11 protein-coding genes are annotated in these 16889 nt (G+C 58.7%); 6 read left to right on the top strand and 5 right to left on the bottom strand.

Annotation, left to right across the window (positions count from 1 at the left end; genetic code table 11):
- The 3 genes from J3D54_RS02160 to J3D54_RS02150 form a co-directional block, all read right to left on the bottom strand.
- Positions 1-2709 carry an RHS repeat-associated core domain-containing protein gene (locus tag J3D54_RS02160; RefSeq protein WP_253416508.1) on the bottom strand — a complete coding sequence of 903 codons (2709 nt, stop codon included), beginning with the start codon at positions 2707-2709 and terminating at the stop codon, positions 1-3.
- A complete protein-coding gene (locus J3D54_RS02155; RefSeq protein ID WP_253416507.1) occupies positions 2706-7139 on the bottom strand; it encodes a SpvB/TcaC N-terminal domain-containing protein in 4434 nt (1477 codons plus the stop codon). Before J3D54_RS02155 ends, J3D54_RS02160 begins: the two co-directional genes overlap by 4 nt.
- A gap of 183 nt (positions 7140-7322) precedes the next feature.
- Positions 7323-8846: a fumarate hydratase gene (locus J3D54_RS02150; protein ID WP_007938826.1), complete on the bottom strand. Its 1524-nt coding sequence runs from the start codon at positions 8844-8846 to the stop codon at positions 7323-7325.
- Between the two features lie 458 nt (positions 8847-9304).
- Between J3D54_RS02150 and J3D54_RS02145 the strand changes: the two genes are divergently transcribed.
- The 3 genes from J3D54_RS02145 (at position 9305) to J3D54_RS02135 (ending at position 12690) form a co-directional block, all read left to right on the top strand.
- Positions 9305-10411, top strand: coding sequence for a diguanylate cyclase (locus tag J3D54_RS02145; RefSeq protein WP_253416506.1), 1107 nt, complete (start codon positions 9305-9307; stop codon positions 10409-10411).
- Positions 10404-11339 carry an iron-sulfur-binding ferredoxin reductase gene (locus tag J3D54_RS02140; protein WP_253416505.1) on the top strand — a complete coding sequence of 312 codons (936 nt, stop codon included), beginning with the start codon at positions 10404-10406 and terminating at the stop codon, positions 11337-11339. The genes J3D54_RS02145 and J3D54_RS02140 overlap by 8 nt, the downstream gene beginning before the upstream one ends.
- A 163-nt stretch (positions 11340-11502) precedes the next feature.
- Positions 11503-12690, top strand: coding sequence for a hypothetical protein (locus J3D54_RS02135; protein ID WP_253416504.1), 1188 nt, complete (start codon positions 11503-11505; stop codon positions 12688-12690).
- Positions 12691-12764: 74 nt separating this feature from the next.
- Here J3D54_RS02135 and pyk read toward each other — a convergent pair whose 3' ends face one another.
- Positions 12765-14216, bottom strand: a complete 1452-nt coding sequence (pyk, locus tag J3D54_RS02130; protein WP_253416503.1) for a pyruvate kinase — start codon at positions 14214-14216, stop codon at positions 12765-12767.
- Between the two features lie 235 nt (positions 14217-14451).
- Here pyk and J3D54_RS02125 point away from each other — a divergent pair, with 235 nt between their 5' ends.
- From J3D54_RS02125 to J3D54_RS02115, 3 genes are all read left to right on the top strand, one after another.
- Positions 14452-14748: a hypothetical protein gene (locus tag J3D54_RS02125; RefSeq protein WP_253416502.1), complete on the top strand. Its 297-nt coding sequence runs from the start codon at positions 14452-14454 to the stop codon at positions 14746-14748.
- A gap of 225 nt (positions 14749-14973) precedes the next feature.
- Positions 14974-15357: a tol-pal system YbgF family protein gene (locus J3D54_RS02120; protein WP_253416501.1), complete on the top strand. Its 384-nt coding sequence runs from the start codon at positions 14974-14976 to the stop codon at positions 15355-15357.
- Positions 15358-15596: 239 nt separating this feature from the next.
- Positions 15597-15956: a PilZ domain-containing protein gene (locus tag J3D54_RS02115; RefSeq protein ID WP_253416500.1), complete on the top strand. Its 360-nt coding sequence runs from the start codon at positions 15597-15599 to the stop codon at positions 15954-15956.
- A 153-nt stretch (positions 15957-16109) separates the two neighbouring features.
- Here J3D54_RS02115 and J3D54_RS02110 read toward each other — a convergent pair whose 3' ends face one another.
- Positions 16110-16481: a DUF6124 family protein gene (locus tag J3D54_RS02110; RefSeq protein WP_253416499.1), complete on the bottom strand. Its 372-nt coding sequence runs from the start codon at positions 16479-16481 to the stop codon at positions 16110-16112.
- Between the last annotated feature and the right edge of the window lie 408 nt (positions 16482-16889).

Raw genomic sequence — 16889 nt, 5'->3', positions numbered from 1 at the left:
TCAGGCCGCTTGTTGTTTTTGAAAACGTTGAGCTAACCGGTGATTCAGATCGAACACGCGTTGCATCTTGGCTTTGACAACGATTTCCGTCGCACCCAGCCGATGGCGGGTTCCGGCGACCTCTGCCTTGTGCATGGCAATAGAGCTTTCAAGCTTTGCCAGCGCTTCATCAGCCATATCTTTCTGGGTATCAAGGAAGTCGCTCAGTGTTTCGAGAGACTGGTTTGTTACGTCCAGATCTCGCAGACCGAGTGTGCCATTCAACGCTTCGGTCAGCTCGGTACTCAAGCGAAAGAGCGCCAGCGCCTTTTCAAGGTGAGAGGTTGAGGAGAGCGTGTCTACAGTATTGATGACTGCTGCAAACGCAGTTTCTTTTTGGCCATCCGTTGTTCGCGGGTCGTATTTGGAGGCCATTGATTTCACTTCCTCTTTCAGGCCCGAAGGTGTTGCTTCCTTGACTATATTGTCCACATCGAAGTCGTCTGCCTTGGGTAAGAGCGGATAGCCAAAAGCGCTCTTTTTAGCGACTTTGTCCAGAGCATTCCCTGTTACATCCGCGGCAACGATGCCTGCACCAACCCCTAATATTGGGGCGGCCGGCCCGGTGAAAGCCGTGGCAGCCGTCGCCGCCGTAGCCGCCAAACCCGCGGTAATGGCTGAGGCAATAAGATTGATGGTGGTGAACACGAATCTTTTGGCGCCTGATTTGTAGATGTCTCGGGTACGATGCAAGTTGCTTAATTGGTAAATCGCCTGATCCAGTCTGGTCTCCACTGTTGCCAGCAGAGTCTCGTAATTGTCGACGATGGCTCTCTGCTCCGAGGAGGTCCGTTTTTCTCCTTCCTCATCGAAATAGTTCAGCGGGTTGTTCCTCACAAACGCAAAAAGATTCGGCCCGTCCACAGGCCCCGCCGGATCAGCACTCACCCATCGCCACAACCACGGCGCGTAATAGCGGGCGCCATAGTAATAAAGTCCGCACTCATCCATTTCCTTGGCCGAATAGCGGATCGTTTTATAGCTGATCTCCAGCGCAGAACTTGCTATCAGCCAGGCCGTGCCGCCAAACGGGTAATAGCCTTCGCGACTGACTACCCGAGCGTTTTGATCAAGCTCCATGACAATGGAGCCCAAGTGATCGTCGACGCTGTAGCGCAGTTGATCCTGCTCGATGCCGTCGGGTTTTTTGCTGACCCAATGCAGACAACGCACGCTGCCCCGACCGCCTGGCAAGGTGATGACGTGCAGCTCTTCGCCGCTGTCCTTGGTGCGGATCTGCAGCCCCGGCAAATAGCGCACCTCATGGAAGTGGCTGGTTTTCGTGGTGTAGGTCTCGTGGCGTTTGTAGACACGCTCGCCTTGGCTGTAGCGGTAATGTTCCGCATCGTCGGGGCCGCTGCCGTTGCGATCGACCAGGGTCACCGTTTCCAGCTGGCCGCGGCTGTTCCAGTGCATGCGCTGGCCCGGTTGCAGGGCCAACATGTTGCCGGCGGGGTCGAACAGCGTGTCGAGGTCCGGCGACGGATCACCTGGTTTATGGCGCACGCCACGGTTGCTGGCGGAGTCGATAAACATCTCGGAGGTATGGCTGGCGCCATCGCGCGTATGGGTGGTTTTGAACAGGTTGTCGCTGTTGTCGTATTCGTAGCTTTGCGTGTAATTGCGCCGGTCGTTGGGGTCGGTCGGCTGCGGCCGGCCCGGGTTGTCCGAAGGTGGGGCGTCGGAATAACCGGTTGCGCTGCGCAGCCGGGACAGCGAGTCGTATGTGAATGTGCGATTGCCATCGACCCGTTGGTTAGCAAAAAACGTGGGCGTGAAGACGTGGTCGAGGATGGCGGTGATGTTGCCCATCCGGTCGTATTGGTATTCGAAATCTTGAAGAACCGAGGTCGGATCCTTTTGCGCGATTTGCCGGTGCAGGCGCCCGTCGGCCGGACCGTAAAGCCAGCGACTGGTCACGCCGTTGCCGGTCACCTGTTCAATGATCTGGCCGGCAGCGTTGAACTGCGCATCCCGCAGCACCGTTTGCCAATCGGATTGGTCCTTGAGCTGCAACTTGACCTGTCGCAGTTGTCCGGCAACGTCGGATATCGACTGTTGCTTGTTTTCGCCGGCATCGATCTGTTCCAGCACGGTTCCCAAGGGGCTGAACGTGCGACGACTGACAAAGGCCCTGGCGTCGTGAAAGGTACGGGTTTCGCGCAGCGCCGCGCCGGTCAGGCCGAAGCTGTGAAAATCAACCCTGCCCGACGGTTCTTTCAGTGCGGTCATCTGTCCGCGCAGGTTGTGGCCGGAGTCGGCCGAGGCGTCGGCGTAGGTGAAGGTTTGGACGTTTGGCACCGCGTTCTCTTCGATGGCCAGCACGCGCATCTGATTGTCGTAGCTCATGCGTCGATGATTGCCGCGGGCATCCCAGGACTGCATTGGTTCTGCGGACAGTCCCGGCAGGTTCAGATTCACCCCGGCATCGACGCTGTAGACCTTGAGCGGCTGGCCGTCCAACCCATAAAGGGTGCTGGTGTTAGGCGTGGGCAGGCGCGGGTCCCGTTGCGCCGCCAGCCGTCCGGCATTGTCATATTGCTGGCGGGTGAGGAGGATTTTCACCTCATCACCGGCCACCTTGCGCAGGTATTCGACTTGCCGGATGACCAGGCCGCGAGGGTCAGTGACGGACACCGAAGGTGTGCGCCAGTGCACACTGCCGCTCATGGCTTGATCCTCTTCGCCAACGGTGATTCGTCAGTGTCGTTGAAGTCGTAGCTGAGCTTGAACCAGGGATGCAGGATGTCGTACGCCAGATAGTCCAGGGCATTGATCGTTTGGATCGGCCGTCCTGGCGCATCATAAAAAATCCGATCGTGATACCCGTACTGGCGCATCGAGCTGTCATTGATGTAGCGATAGGTATCGAGGAAATACGGCCGGTAGACCCGGATGGTCTCGCCTTTATGGTTGCGCTCGACGCGCCCGCTGACACGCCAGCGTCGATCCGCCAGTGCCTCGCGCGGCTGACCGTTTTCGAGTTCGAGATCGCCCTCGGGAGTGGCTATATAAGCTTGGCCCGCTTCGACTCGTTGTTTGGTTTGCAGCTCGCGCCCGAAGCCGTCCACAAAACGGATGACAATCTGGATCAGTTGCGGACTATCGTGAGGATAACGGTCGGCTGTCAGGGTGACGCTGTGCACGGGTTGGCGGGGGGCAGTGCGGGCGCACTCAAGCAGGGTCTGTTCGTTATGACTGAGCTTTTGCAGCCGGTTCAACCAGCGCAGGGCCGTGGCGCGGATGCGTCCGTCAGGCAGTATCAAACCCTGGGCGATCCATTCCTTTCTATCGATGGCGAGTGCTTCGGAATCAGGAAGTTTGGGCATCCAGCTATACAGGTCAACGCGCACCGCGCTGGCGGCAGCCTCCACCACTATCTTCGGATATTCAATGGCGTAGCCGGGAGTCTCGTCAGTCGGCACCGTATGCTCGGCAAGAGGATTGAACCCCTCAGCCTCGCCTTCTTCAGTGCCGTAAGAACTGGTCACCAGAGGTTGCCCGCCCCGATCATATAGCACTTCCTGAAAATTGTCGTTGGGGTCTCTAATGCTCTTCGGCAAGAGGAAGTGGTAATCGTAATCCACTTGGGTCGTGCACCCGTCCGGCAAAGTGATGGTGGTGGTCAGCAGGTGGTAGCGATCTCGGGTGATTTCAGTCACGCCATGGCTGCTGGTCTGCTGCACGGCGATGATCTGGTAAAAATGGCTGGCAGCGGCGTAGGTGAAAAAGCCGCTCAGCGCTGACCACAGGTTCTTCAGCTGATCTTCAATCGGGTTTTCAGGAAAAAACAGGCTCATGGGTTGGTAGCCGATTTTCTCCAGTTCTGCGCGAATGGCAAACGGAGGCTGGACATCGTCGTAGGCCGCCAGGGCCTTTTTGTCGAACACCGCCTGTTCCGTGGGCCCGGCCAGCGGCGGATACAGGATCTTGCCATCGTCGCCCTCCAGATAGTGTTGCCGGGAGAGCGATGTCAGTTCACGACGCGCCGTCCATTCGCCGCTCGCCTGATGCTGCAAGAGTTTTTCAAAGCTCACCTGATCCGGGCTCAGCCCCTGAGGTAACGTGCCCTTGGGCAGTATCAGCGCATTGCTGCGCTGGCGTGAGGGTAACCCGAGCAGCCAATGGGGGGCGGTGATGTGAAGGAAATCGGCAAGGGTTTCTGTCAGGTAAAACACTTCTTGTTGATCATCGAAGCTATCGATCCAGGCTTGGTGTTGATCCTCTTCCTCGAACGGTGGTTTGTCGTCCTTAGTCTGGCGTCGTGCACAGTCAATGGTGAAACCGTGGACGAGTTGGCCGAACCGGTCCCATTCCAGGTTGACCCCATGCTGACAACGCGGGTCGTCCATAAAACGCTCGTATTGAAAACTGCGGGTTTCTTGTTCCATCACCATCATGCTCGATGGCTCGCCGGCGGTTTTCCGAACCCGGTAGCGGAGTTCGGTTTGGGAAAACAGTCGCTCGGGCTCGCTGTCGTCGGCCTGGGAGACTTCGGTGCGCAGCAAATGACCACTGAGGGCGTAGGCGATTTCGCGTTCCTCGTTGGGGTTGGGCTTACGAATCAGATCGACGTCCTCGATCTCGTCGAAGGTTGAAAACAGTGTGCGGCCCAACGGTGTCGCCTTGTCGTCGAGCTGGCAGGTATCTTTGAGTTTGATCTCGATACTTTGACCGGTGTGAAACCAGCTTTTGACCCGCATCGGGGCAGTGTGACCACTTTCGGCCTGGTCCGGCGTCAACTCGCTATCGGTCTGGTAGACCCGCCCGAAACCACGAAACTCTCGCTCTGTTCCGTCGTAATAGCCTTCGAAATACTCAAAAAACTGCATCAGGTAATTGCCGGTAATCTCATCGTCCTGCCGCAACCATTTGAGCACTTGCTGAGGGAACGGCAGGTAGCAGACCGGACGCTCCCCTGCCATCAACGCTTTGCGTTTTTCATCCAGCCAGCATTGTGCGCTGCTGACATGGCCCAGCGTGGCGCTGTAACCCATGTTGTTATTGCAGCCGTTGAGCAGGTATGGCCGCTCGGTGACGAAGTGATACACCCAGTGCTGCGGCGACATGTGCGGCACGGTCAACAGCAGGCTGGCGCAGCCCAGGCCTTGCAGGTCGGCGAAGGTCACCTGGCAGAGGTTGTCGTAGCGCACGCCTTCGGGCCACGGAACCGTTATCGGATCCGGCGCCAGGCCATTGCCGCCGTAGTTGTAGTAAATCTCAAAGTAATCCGAATACAGATAAATCAGGGCGGGCGCACCGGATCCGTCCAGATCGGCAATGCGCACCTGATCGGTGTTGAAGTCCGGATAATCGAAGAGCGGGGCGCTGATCTCGATGCCTTGCCCGAACTTGCCATGGCCCAGATTGGGCCAGCATTCGATTTTGTCGTGGCGAACCCGGCACAGCCCGGGGAGATCGCTGGCGTGAATGTTGCCGAAAAACACCAGTTCGGAGCGGGCGTTGCTGAACAGCGGCAGTGAACCCTGCGGTTCATGAGGCACATCCTTCGCCACTGCGAAGCCTTTTTCCCGCAGGTTGGCGTACACCCGCACGCTTTTCGGACCGATCAGGGCCATGGAGTCCAGGCCGTCACCACTCAAGTCGCCCAATTGAGCCAACTGATGAAAGAATTCCACGGGAAACTGGCTGAACGGCTTGAACGGCGACCAGGTGTGATCTGGATTGAAGGTGTAATAACCGCTGCCGCCCGGCTGCGCGACGATCCAGTCCAGACGTCCGTCGCCGGTGAGGTCGGTCAGAATCTGCACCACCGGTTTGTTGCCGTCGGCCGTCGGAATCTGGGGCAGCAACGTCCATGGGCTATAAACGATTTTGTCAGTGCCCAGCTCAGCCCGCAGAGGCTCACGGTAATACCAGGCGTTGTCGTACTGGCACAGAACACCTGGCACGCCGTCACCGTAAAGGTCGACGCAGTGGTAGGGCTGGCCGTCGTTGAGCCCGGGCATATGATCGAGATTCAAAAAAGGCTCGGGCCGGGTATTAAGTTCGAACGCCGAGTAAAAAAACTCCAGAGGCGGGATCTGTTTGACCCGCCCCCCGGCGTCGTAGCTCATGTAGTGGGCGGCTTGCAGCTGGTTGTAGCGCAGTGGCGTAGCGTGATGTTCCAGCAACAAGCGATTGACCAGTACTTTCTCGGTGCCGATGTTGTTGTACATCAGAAATTGCCGGCACAGACGCCGGGTGCCGACCTCGAAGCTGTAGCGATGCATGCGCGAAGGGTCGGTGCGCAGCGGCCAGGCATTTTCATCCGGGGCTTCGAACGGCGGCGCCACGAGGGGGTCAGTGCTGCGCTCGCCGTAGTCCACCACCATCCGGAAATACCAGTTCAGGTTCTGCGGGGCCTCATAAGCAAGACAAAACAACTCGGCACGGGCCGTCTCGTTGCCGTAGCAGATCTGACGCAGGTATCGCTGAGCCCGATAGTCATGACGATCGTCGGGGGCTTTATCGTCGCTCTTGTACTCAAAGACGATATGTTCGCCCACCACGCTCATGATTTCCACCAACAGCCAAATGGCGACGCGGTGTTCGTTTTCAGGGTCGAACACCCGTGAGGTCTCGCTGTTCCCGTAGCAGGAACACGAGCCATCAGCGCCGTAAACCATCCAGAATCCAGGTTTGCCGTCGGCCGGTGACCAAAACTCATAGCGGCTGAACGCTCCCTCCAGACGAGGGATGTAACGCACCACCGAGTATTCTTCGGTACGCGGGCCATGGCGATGGGTGCGCTTGCTGGCCTTGATCTTGCCCTCAAGGGTCAGTTCAGGCCGCAGCTCGGTGCCGTCGGCCTGCATCACGTCATCGGCCTCGTATTCTGGTACGCCTTTGCTGGTCTGGCGGCTGATGGCGGGCAGATTCAGATGCCAGCCCAGGCCAAACGCGCCGTTGCCCGCGTTGCTGTCGTAGTGAAGGGCCAAGTCAGGATTGAGCGTGCGCCCGGTCTGAAAAGGCAATGGCAGTGTGTAGGACTTTTGGCCGGTGGCGCCGATTTCCCCCCAACTGCGGCCATTGGTGGCAATGGACGCCGTTTTGGCGATGGAAGGGGGGGTAATGAGCGCATCTGCATCATTGGCCATGGCAAGTAAACCTGTGAACCGGGGCAGGGAAATGAACGCCGGTGAGGTTCCAACTTATCAGAGCGCCTATGGGGAGTAACCTGTCAGATCTGATAGGTGTCGAAAGCATCGTTGTATGGCAGGCAAAAAAAAAGACCGGCTGGTCATTGCTGACGGGCCGGTCTTTTGTCGGGAGGGAAACGCTTACTGCACTTCCACCGCCAGGCTTTCACTGATCTTCTGCTGCCAGATCGCAGGGCCGGTGATGTGTACCGACTCACCCTTGCTATCCACAGCAACGGTCACCGGCATGTCTTTCACGTCGAACTCGTAGATGGCTTCCATGCCCAGTTCAGCGAACGCCACCACGCGGGATTTCTTGATCGCTTGTGCCACCAGGTAAGCCGCACCGCCGACTGCCATCAGGTAAACGGCTTTGTGGTCCTTGATCGCTTCGATTGCGGTCGGGCCGCGCTCGGATTTGCCGATCATGCCCAACAGGCCGGTTTGCTCGAGGATCTGGCGGGTGAACTTGTCCATCCGCGTGGCGGTGGTCGGGCCAGCCGGGCCAACCACTTCTTCGCGCACCGGATCAACCGGGCCGACGTAGTAGATGAAGCGACCCTTGAGGTCTACCGGCAGGGTTTCACCCTTGTTCAGCATCTCGACCATGCGCTTGTGCGCGGCGTCGCGACCGGTGAGCATCTTGCCGTTGAGCAGGACGGTTTCGCCCGGCTTCCAGCTCTGCACTTCTTCAGGCGTCAGGGTGTCGAGGTTGACGCGACGAGCCGACGGACCGGCTTCCCAGACGATTTCCGGGTAGGCGTCCAACGGTGGCGCTTCCAGCGAGGCCGGGCCGGAACCGTCGAGCACGAAATGCGCGTGACGGGTGGCGGCGCAGTTCGGGATCATGCACACCGGCAGGGAGGCGGCGTGAGTCGGGTAATCCATGATCTTCACGTCGAGCACGGTGGTCAGGCCACCCAGGCCCTGGGCGCCAATACCCAGTTGGTTGACCTTCTCGAACAGCTCCAGGCGCATCTCTTCGATGCGGTTCTGCGGGCCGCGCGCTTTCAGCTCATGAATGTCGATGGATTCCATCAACACTTCCTTGGCCATCACGGCAGCTTTCTCGGCGGTGCCGCCGATGCCGATGCCGAGCATGCCCGGTGGGCACCAGCCGGCGCCCATGGTCGGAACGGTTTTCAACACCCAGTCGACGATCGAGTCGGACGGGTTGAGCATGGCCATTTTCGACTTGTTCTCGGAACCGCCGCCCTTGGCCGCCACGTCCACTTCCACGGTGTTACCCGGAACGATGGAGTAGTGGATCACAGCCGGGGTGTTGTCCTTGGTGTTTTTACGAGCGCCCGCCGGGTCGGCGAGGATCGAGGCACGCAGGACGTTTTCCGGCAGGTTGTAAGCCCGGCGCACGCCTTCGTTGATCATGTCGTCCAGGCCCATGGTGGCGCCATCCCAACGTACGTCCATGCCCACGCGCACGAACACGGTGACGATGCCGGTGTCCTGGCAGATCGGGCGGTGGCCGGTGGCGCACATGCGCGAGTTGATCAGGATTTGCGCGATGGAATCGCGGGCTGCCGGCGATTCTTCACGCAGGTAGGCCTCGTGCATCGCCTGGATGAAATCCACGGGGTGGTAGTAGGAAATGAATTGCAGGGCGTCGGCAACGCTCTGAATCAGGTCGTCTTGCTTGATCACGGTCATGAGTCGCGCTCCTCTAAAAGACGGGAACATTCAATAAGGTGCTTGCAGCTTGAGTGCATCGGTCGGTTGCAAGCACCTTTCAAGGCACGCCGGGGCTGCTGGCGCGACGCTAAAAAGGCGCGGCAGTATACCGCGCCTCGATGGCCTGTACACGCGCCGGATTTTGTGGCGAGGGGCTTGCCTGTGGCGAGGGGGCTTGCCCCCGTTGGAGTGCGAAGCGCTCCCAGACATTCTTTCAGGCACAGATACTCGCCGCATTGGCAGATTTTACGACTGCTTCGCAGCCGAACGGGGGCAAGCCCCCTCACCACAGGTTACCCCGAGCCAAGGTCATGGGTTTGACGCCAGAATTTCGCCACAAAAATTGAATGGTCATTTATCAGACTCGCCACTAAAGTGGCATCCGGCCTGTAGAGTAGGACACTCCGACAGCCTCCTTTCGCACGGTGAATCAACGATTGACCCATAACGCCATCCAGCGGCTTTTGCTCAAACGCTTTGCCCTCGCGGCCGGCACCTATGCCCTGGCTTTGCTGCTGCTGTGGCTGGCGTTTTTCACTGGCCATTACGATGACTCCCTCGCCGGCATGGTGATCGGCAGCGTGTTGGCGGTGCTCAGTCAGGTCGTGTTGTTCGCAGTGTTTTATAGCGGCGCTAACCTGCGCTGTTCCGACCCCAGCCTGACCGAAGTGCAAATGCTGCTGGGGCTGGGTTGGCAAACGTGGCTGATCGCCCATCTGGACGAGGCGCGCGGTGCGTTTCTGGTGTTTTACCTGCTGATCCTGTTGTTCGGGCTGTTTCATTTGTCGCGCATCGCTTTTGTGCGTTGCGCGTTGCTGGTGTTTTTCAGTTTCAGCGCCATCACGTTATGGGAACTCTACTACTTCAAACTGCACGACCCGACGCAGGCCCTGTTGCAGGTGTGCGTGCTGTTTGTGGTGCTCAGCTGGCTGGTGCTCTATGCCCGTTATGTCCAGGTGTCGCGCCAGCGTATGCGTCAGCGGCGGTTCGCCTTGCAGGCGCATCAAGACACCCTGCGCGGAATGATGCGTCAGCTCGAAGGCCTGGTGGCGACCGACGAACTCACCGGGCTGTTCAACCGTCGGCATTTTCTGCGCCTGGCTTCTCGCGAGCTGAACGCCTTGGAAGTCGGTGTGGTGCATGGTCTGGCGCTGATCGACCTCGACCACTTCAAACGCATCAACGATGTTCACGGCCACGCCGCCGGCGATCAGGTGCTGCAAGCATTCGCCGGGGTGGCCACTGCCTGCCTGCGCGATGGCGATATTCTGGCCCGTTATGGCGGTGAAGAATTCGTGGTGCTGCTGCCCGATTGCGATGCCGAGCGCCTGACAGCGTGTTGCGAGCGGTTGCGCATTGCCTTCATGGATGTCGAATTGGTCGGCCTGGAGATCGCCCACCTCAGCCTGTCGGCGGGCATGACCTTGTTGGAACCGGGCGATGATCTGGATCACGCCTTGCACAGTGCCGATCAGGCGCTGTACCGCGCCAAGCGTGATGGCCGCAACCGTTGTGCGGCAGCCTGGGAGAATGTCGATGCCTGAGTTACGGGTCGGCGAACGCCAATGGGCGGTGGCGGCGGGCAGCAACCTGCTCGATGCCCTGAATCAAAACGGCGTGGCGGTGCCCTACAGCTGCCGCGCCGGCAGTTGCCACGCGTGCCTGGTCAAATGTGTCGAGGGCCTGCCCAGCGACAGCCGTCCCGATGCCTTGAGCAATGAACAGCGTCAGCAGGGTTGGCGGTTGGCCTGTCAGTGCCAGGTGGTCGACGATCTGCAAGTCGAAACCTTTGACCCGCTGCGCGATGGCCTTGCCGCGCAAGTGGTGGCCAGCGATTGGCTGAGCGCCAGCGTGTTGCGTTTGCGCCTGGCGAGTGAGCGACCGTTGCGCTATCAGGCGGGGCAGCATCTGGTGTTATGGGCGGGGCAGGTGGCGCGGCCGTATTCCCTGGCCAGCCTGCCGGAAGAAGATCGCTTTCTGGAGTTCCACCTCGATTGCCGCCAACCGGGGGAATTCAGTGATGCGGCGCGTCGCTTGACCATCGGCGACCCGATTCGCCTCGGCGAGTTGCGCGGCGGGGCGCTGCATTACGACTCGGGCTGGCACACCCGACCGCTGTGGTTATTGGCGGCCGGCACTGGTCTGGGGCCGTTGTTCGGTATTTTGCGCGAAGCGTTGCGTCAGGATCACCAAGGCGCCATCCGCGTCATTCACCTGGCCCATGATGCGAGTGAGCATTATCTGGCCAAACCCCTGCAAGCCATGGCCGAGGGCCGTGAGAACCTTAGCGTCGAGCTGTGGACGCCGGCCGAGTTGCCGCAGGCGTTGGCGCAACTGCGCCTTGTTTCCCGGCAAACCGTGGCTTTAGTCTGCGGAGCCCCCGACAGCGTCGACGCCTTTGCCCGGCGTTTGTACCTGGCCGGTTTGCCGCGCAATCAACTGCTGGCGGATGTCTTTCTACCCCGTGGTTGAGTGCTGCTGCGTTATCAGCGGGTATTTGAAAAGGTCTTGAGCGGACTAATCAAGGGTGGATTGGCAGAGGTGTCAACTGTCAGAGTTGCCAGTAGCGCAGCAGTTTATTGCGGCTTTAGGCTCAGATTCGAATGCACTCAATGTGCCGGATCTGGAGAATCCCATGGACAATTCTCATGTGAACAAAGCTGAAGATTCGCCGAAGCAATCGGACCCGTCATTTGGCGTTGATGGTTTTTTGAAGCTGCAGGAAGAAGATTGCTACGCTCGTACCCTGACGACGGCTGCCGGCGAGCGCTGGATCGTCGGTATCAAGCCGGACCACAACTTTGAATTGATCCGCGTGACCAGCGACGGCAAGGTGGATACCACGTTTAAAGTCATTGGCAGTTTTGATACCGCGTTGGCCAACAATTCCTTTTTTCACTCGGTGGTCGAAGACGCGCAGAGCCGATTGTTGGTGTTGGGCCACCTCTATGAAAGTTCCACCGGGATCTACTATCCCGCAGCCGCTCGGTATACCTGCGAGGGGCAGCTTGACAAGACTTTTGGTGAAGGTGGCAGGGTAGTTTTCAAGGAAATCGACGCACCGCAGCCCAAGGGCGAACCTGCCCATTCACCAACGGTATTTCATTTTTACCGCAGCAATCGCGTTACCTCTAATGTGTCGTATCTGGTCAGCGTTAATGACAACGGCACGCTCAACACTGACTTCAATGCCCGGGGCTTTCTTGAGCTGATGTATCGCTCACAGCCCATCGAAGTGACTGCTTCGCAGAGCCTGCCAGATGGTTCCTGTCTGTTCACCGCCAATACACCTACTCAGGTGTTAGTGGGTAGGGTCACTGCCAAGGGGCAGGTTGACACGACTTTCGCAGACTACGGTTTCCATGTACTGGAGTTGCCAGGCTCTCGCCATAATGCACTCGTGACGGACCGTCATTCAGCGATCTGGGCTCTGGGCAAGGTTCAATCCGCTAGCGGAAATAAGCTGGTTGTTCTCAAACTGTCATCTAGAGGCATTGCGGCCCCGGATTTCAATGGAGGAGAACAGTTGGAATTGGCCTTGGGCAACCTTGATCCGTTTGGGAATGCCCTGTCTATCGATTCCAAGGCGCGTGTACTTATTACCGGTTGCCACCTGGACAAAAACACCCGCTACCCGTTGGTCGTTCGCTTGTTGCCTGAAGGAAAACTGGATCCTGCGTTCTGTGCAGGACAGGGATATGTCGCCGAAGGCAATGCGGGTGAGTACAACGCCGTGGCGCTGAGGACGGATGACCGGATCGTGGCAGCCGGCCACTGGGGTATTTTCCCCTATTATGTGTTGGTCGCCGGTTACCTGGGCTGACAGTCTTCCAGAGCGCAAATAAAAAAGCCCCGCCATTCGTATGGCGGGGCTTTTGTTTTTCAGCAACCGGTCACTCAGACCATCTTGTCGCCAACATGCAGGATTTTCATCCCGTTGGTGCCGCCGATGGTGTGGTAGCTGTCGCCCTTGGTCAGGATGACCCAGTCGCCTTTCTCCACAACACCGCGTTTGAGCAACTCGTCGATCGCAGCCTGGCTGACTTGCTCAGGCGGCAAGGACGCCGGGTCGAACGGTACGGTGTAGACGCCACGGAACATGGCCGCGCGGGCCTGGGTTTCGCGGTGCGGGGAGAACGCGTAGATCGGCACCGAGGAACGGATGCGCGACATGATCAACGGCGTGTAGCCACTTTCGGTCAGGGCGATGATCGCCTTCACGCCCGGGAAGTGGTTGGCGGTGTACATGGCCGCCAGGGCGATGCTCTGGTCACAGCTTTCGAAGACCTTGCCGATGCGGTGGCTGGAGGTCTTGCTGGTCGGGTGCTTTTCAGCGCCGATGCAGATGCGCGCCATGGCTTGCACGGCTTCCAGCGGATACAAACCGGCGGCACTTTCGGCCGAGAGCATCACGGCGTCGGTGTAGTCGAGTACGGCGTTGGCTACGTCGGACACTTCGGCGCGGGTCGGCATCGGGTTCTGGATCATCGACTCCATCATCTGGGTCGCGACGATCACGGCTTTGTTGTGGCGGCGTGCGTGCAGAATGATTTTCTTCTGAATGCCCACCAGTTCGGCGTCGCCGATTTCCACACCCAGGTCACCACGGGCAACCATCACCGCGTCGGAGGCCTTGATCAGGCCGTCGAGGGTGTCGTCGTCGGCCACGGCTTCAGCGCGTTCGATCTTCGCCACCAGCCAGGCAGTACCGCCGGCCTCGTCGCGCAGTTGACGGGCGTATTCCATGTCGGCGGCGTCACGCGGGAAGGACACGGCGAGGTAGTCGACTTCCATCTCGGCGGCGAGCTTGATGTCGGCCTTGTCTTTCTCGGTCAAGGCTGGCGCCGTCAGGCCACCACCGCGACGGTTGATGCCTTTGTGGTCCGACAGCGGGCCGCCGATGGTCACGGTGCAATGCAGTTCGGTGGCGGTGGCGGTATCGACGCGCATCACCACGCGGCCGTCGTCGAGCAGCAGCTCGTCGCCCACGCCGCAGTCTTTCACCAGGTCCGGGTAGTCGATGCCGACCACTTGCTGGTTGCCTTCGGTCAGAGGATGGCTGGTGGAGAAGGTGAATTGATCACCGATCTTCAGCTCGATCTTCTTGTTGGCGAATTTGGCGATACGGATTTTCGGGCCTTGCAGGTCACCCAGCAGGGCAACGAAGCGGCCGTGCTTGGCAGCGAGGTCACGCACCAGCTTCGCGCGAGCCTTGTGCTCGTCGGGGGTGCCGTGGGAGAAGTTCAGGCGGGCGACGTCCAGGCCAGCCAGAATCAGCTGTTCGAGAACTTCCGGCGAGTTACTGGCCGGGCCAAGGGTAGCGACGATTTTGGTGCGACGGACGGACATGCATAGACTCCTGAGTTCAAGCGCTAGCAGAGGCTACTATGGTCTATGGGTGTAGTCATTGTTCGTTTGCACTACTTTTTGTTTGTTTCTTTAAACGAACATGCCTGAAGATTTCCCCGTGTGATGGTGTGCACCGTCTATCGGGACTGTCAGTTCTGTCAGGTAGGCAGGCGTCTGAGGGGAGGCTTTAAATACTCCGGAACCTCGTCAAGGGTGACGAGTCATGGAGAAAGATATGACCACTGAAAACGAAGCCCTGCCCGTTCCTGTCATTCAGAGCCCGGCAAAAGATGCGACAGCGAGCAACAAAGTCAGTATTTCCGGAACCGTGGAGGACAATGGAGAAGGGGAAGTGACCATCTATAGGGACTTGTCGATGCAAATCCTGCTCAAAGTCGACGTGGTGGAAGGCAAGTGGTCAGGTATTTTGCGCGAAGATCTGTCCAAAGGGGACCACGCAATTGCAGCAATGTTGACCCGTCAGGGTGAGCACTCAAGGCGTTCAGAATACCGACAATTCAAGGTCGAATGATCGCGACATTCATTCGTGCCATAGCCCATTGAGCCCAGGCGGTTCAGTGGGTATTTTTGTTTGGGCGGATCAACGAGCGTGACACCTTCAGCCGGTTGTTCATTGGCTTAAGCGTATTTTCGTCATCCAGGGCCTTGGGTGGGCTCTACTCGTTTGTATCCGTCATCTGATGACTGAAGAATTTGCACAACGGGTCGATACAGAGCGCAAGACAGGAGATCCCCCATGCGATTCGTGCTCATTGCCGCCCTTGCCCTCAGCGTCCTCAGCGTCACCGGCTGCACCCGTTGGTCGATGGACCATCATTTGAATAATGCCTACAGCGCCTACGAACGCGGCAACTGCGAGCAGGTGATGCTCGAACTGTCCAAGGTCGATCGTGACAGTCGTTCCCGTCGTTACGTACAGCCGGAAGTGTCGATGATGCGCGGCCAGTGCCTGGAGCGCCAGAAGCTGTTTATCGATGCGGCGCAAACCTACCAGTTCATCATCGCCTCGTACCCGCAAAGCGAATATGCCTACCGTGCCCGTGCCCGCCTGGAAACCCTGGAGAGCCTGGGACATTACCCGACCCGCAGTGCGGCGGTGGTTCGCCCGACCCGGTTCTGATGGGGTTGTCCTACAAAGGCTGGCTGACCGGCGGCGGTGAACTATAGTCGAATAGATCGGTTTAGAGCTTTGTTTCTAATCGACGTAACACCTGTGATCGGCAGCAGTAAGTGACAGCGGATGGACGGACTGTCGCACCAGGATCGGGGAGAGCGCGCCCATGCCTCTATCAATAGAAGCAGGCCCGTTCCGAAGCATTAGTGCGGCCCTGCTTAAGGGCCTTGCATGGCGTACTACGCATGTTCACTGACCGCCGGATCGAGCGGCATCAATTGCCGTATTTTCTGAAAGTGTTCAACAGCGTCACCGACAAGCCTATCGGCTTTCTGGGCAATCTCTCCGCAGATGGGCTGATGCTGATCAGCCAGTGGCCGATGATGGTGGGCGCCGATTTTACTCTGCGCCTGAAAATCCCCATGGACGGCCATTGTCAGCAGGTGATCGACCTCAACGCCAGTTGCTTGTGGTGCCACGAAGACGCAACCCCCCACCACTATGACGCCGGGTTCAGCCTGCAACGGGCACCGCCGGAGTATGGGCAATTGGTGATGGCGTTGCAGCAATACTTCAGTTTTCAGCCGTTGCCTGCGTCTGCCTGAAGCCCTCGGTGCCTGTACTGACGCCATCGCGGGCAAGCCCGCTCCCACAGTTTTCGAGTTGAACGCAGGTTTTGCGTTCACCGAATAACCCTGTGGGAGCGGGCTTGCCCGCGATGGCGTCAGCATAGACAGCAACAAATAAAAGGCTAAACCCTACGTCGTTTTAATCGCCTTCTCGTTATCCAGCGACCGCTCCACCAGCATCAACCCCAACTCACTCATCCGGTAAATCGCCATCGCCAGATGCCGCGGCTTGTCGTTCAGGCTTTCCGCCAGGTCGAGCAGCAGAATGCTGACCGTCGAAAAGGTTTCGTAGGTCTCGATGGTCAACGCTTCGGGGTTGGCATCAGGGACAACGGTGAACATTTTCATGGCACGGTCCTGGGAAGAGCGCGACGGGGCAATGTCGGGTTTGAGGTAGTGATCGAGGGCCTTTTCGGCGGCGTCGTGGAGCTTTCTTGAATCGAGGGTGGCGTAGGGGGAAACCGGGTCGGTTTCTGGGGGATTGGGTGTGGCTTTGAACATATTCGCGATTCCGTAGTTAGGGCTACCACCCGTCTCGCGACTAAACGAGGGGTGGCGGCTGGACGCAGGTTAGTCGACCGGGGAATCACGAAAAAACCGGCGCGCCCGAAGGCGCCCTGCGAACAGCCACCATCGAGTGCGGGGATAGGGAATACCCAACTGGATGACGCTTGTGCACATTCGTGAAACCCCGGGCGACTAAACCCGATCGCTGATTGGCAGCGACGCGGATCAAGTTACGGGGCAAGGCCAAGGTGCACAAGCCGGCGGATTCTGGCGGATGTGTAGTCCGTTGCGCAAGGTTGTGTAGTCACTCGCCCTGCTCATGAAAAGCCGCGAGTTGGAGTCAAGAGACCAGTATACCGCTCGTCGGAACTGTCAGATTTTACAGGTAGGCAATGCCCGATT

Source organism: Pseudomonas sp. GGS8, assembly GCF_024168645.1.
GTDB lineage: Bacteria > Pseudomonadota > Gammaproteobacteria > Pseudomonadales > Pseudomonadaceae > Aquipseudomonas.
The sequence above is the reverse complement of the archived record's forward strand: the minus strand, read 5'-3'. Positions and strand labels throughout refer to the sequence as shown.

Coding starts and splice junctions, on each gene's coding strand:
- J3D54_RS02140 (WP_253416505.1), top strand. CDS start 10,404: ATGCCTGAGTTACGGGTCGGCGAACGCCAATGGGCGGTGGCGGCGGGC.
- J3D54_RS02120 (WP_253416501.1), top strand. CDS start 14,974: ATGCGATTCGTGCTCATTGCCGCCCTTGCCCTCAGCGTCCTCAGCGTC.
- J3D54_RS02115 (WP_253416500.1), top strand. CDS start 15,597: ATGTTCACTGACCGCCGGATCGAGCGGCATCAATTGCCGTATTTTCTG.
- J3D54_RS02110 (WP_253416499.1), bottom strand. CDS start 16,481: ATGTTCAAAGCCACACCCAATCCCCCAGAAACCGACCCGGTTTCCCCC.
- J3D54_RS02155 (WP_253416507.1), bottom strand. CDS start 7,139: ATGGCCAATGATGCAGATGCGCTCATTACCCCCCCTTCCATCGCCAAA.
- pyk (WP_253416503.1), bottom strand. CDS start 14,216: ATGTCCGTCCGTCGCACCAAAATCGTCGCTACCCTTGGCCCGGCCAGT.
- J3D54_RS02125 (WP_253416502.1), top strand. CDS start 14,452: ATGACCACTGAAAACGAAGCCCTGCCCGTTCCTGTCATTCAGAGCCCG.
- J3D54_RS02135 (WP_253416504.1), top strand. CDS start 11,503: ATGGACAATTCTCATGTGAACAAAGCTGAAGATTCGCCGAAGCAATCG.
- J3D54_RS02160 (WP_253416508.1), bottom strand. CDS start 2,709: ATGAGCGGCAGTGTGCACTGGCGCACACCTTCGGTGTCCGTCACTGAC.
- J3D54_RS02150 (WP_007938826.1), bottom strand. CDS start 8,846: ATGACCGTGATCAAGCAAGACGACCTGATTCAGAGCGTTGCCGACGCC.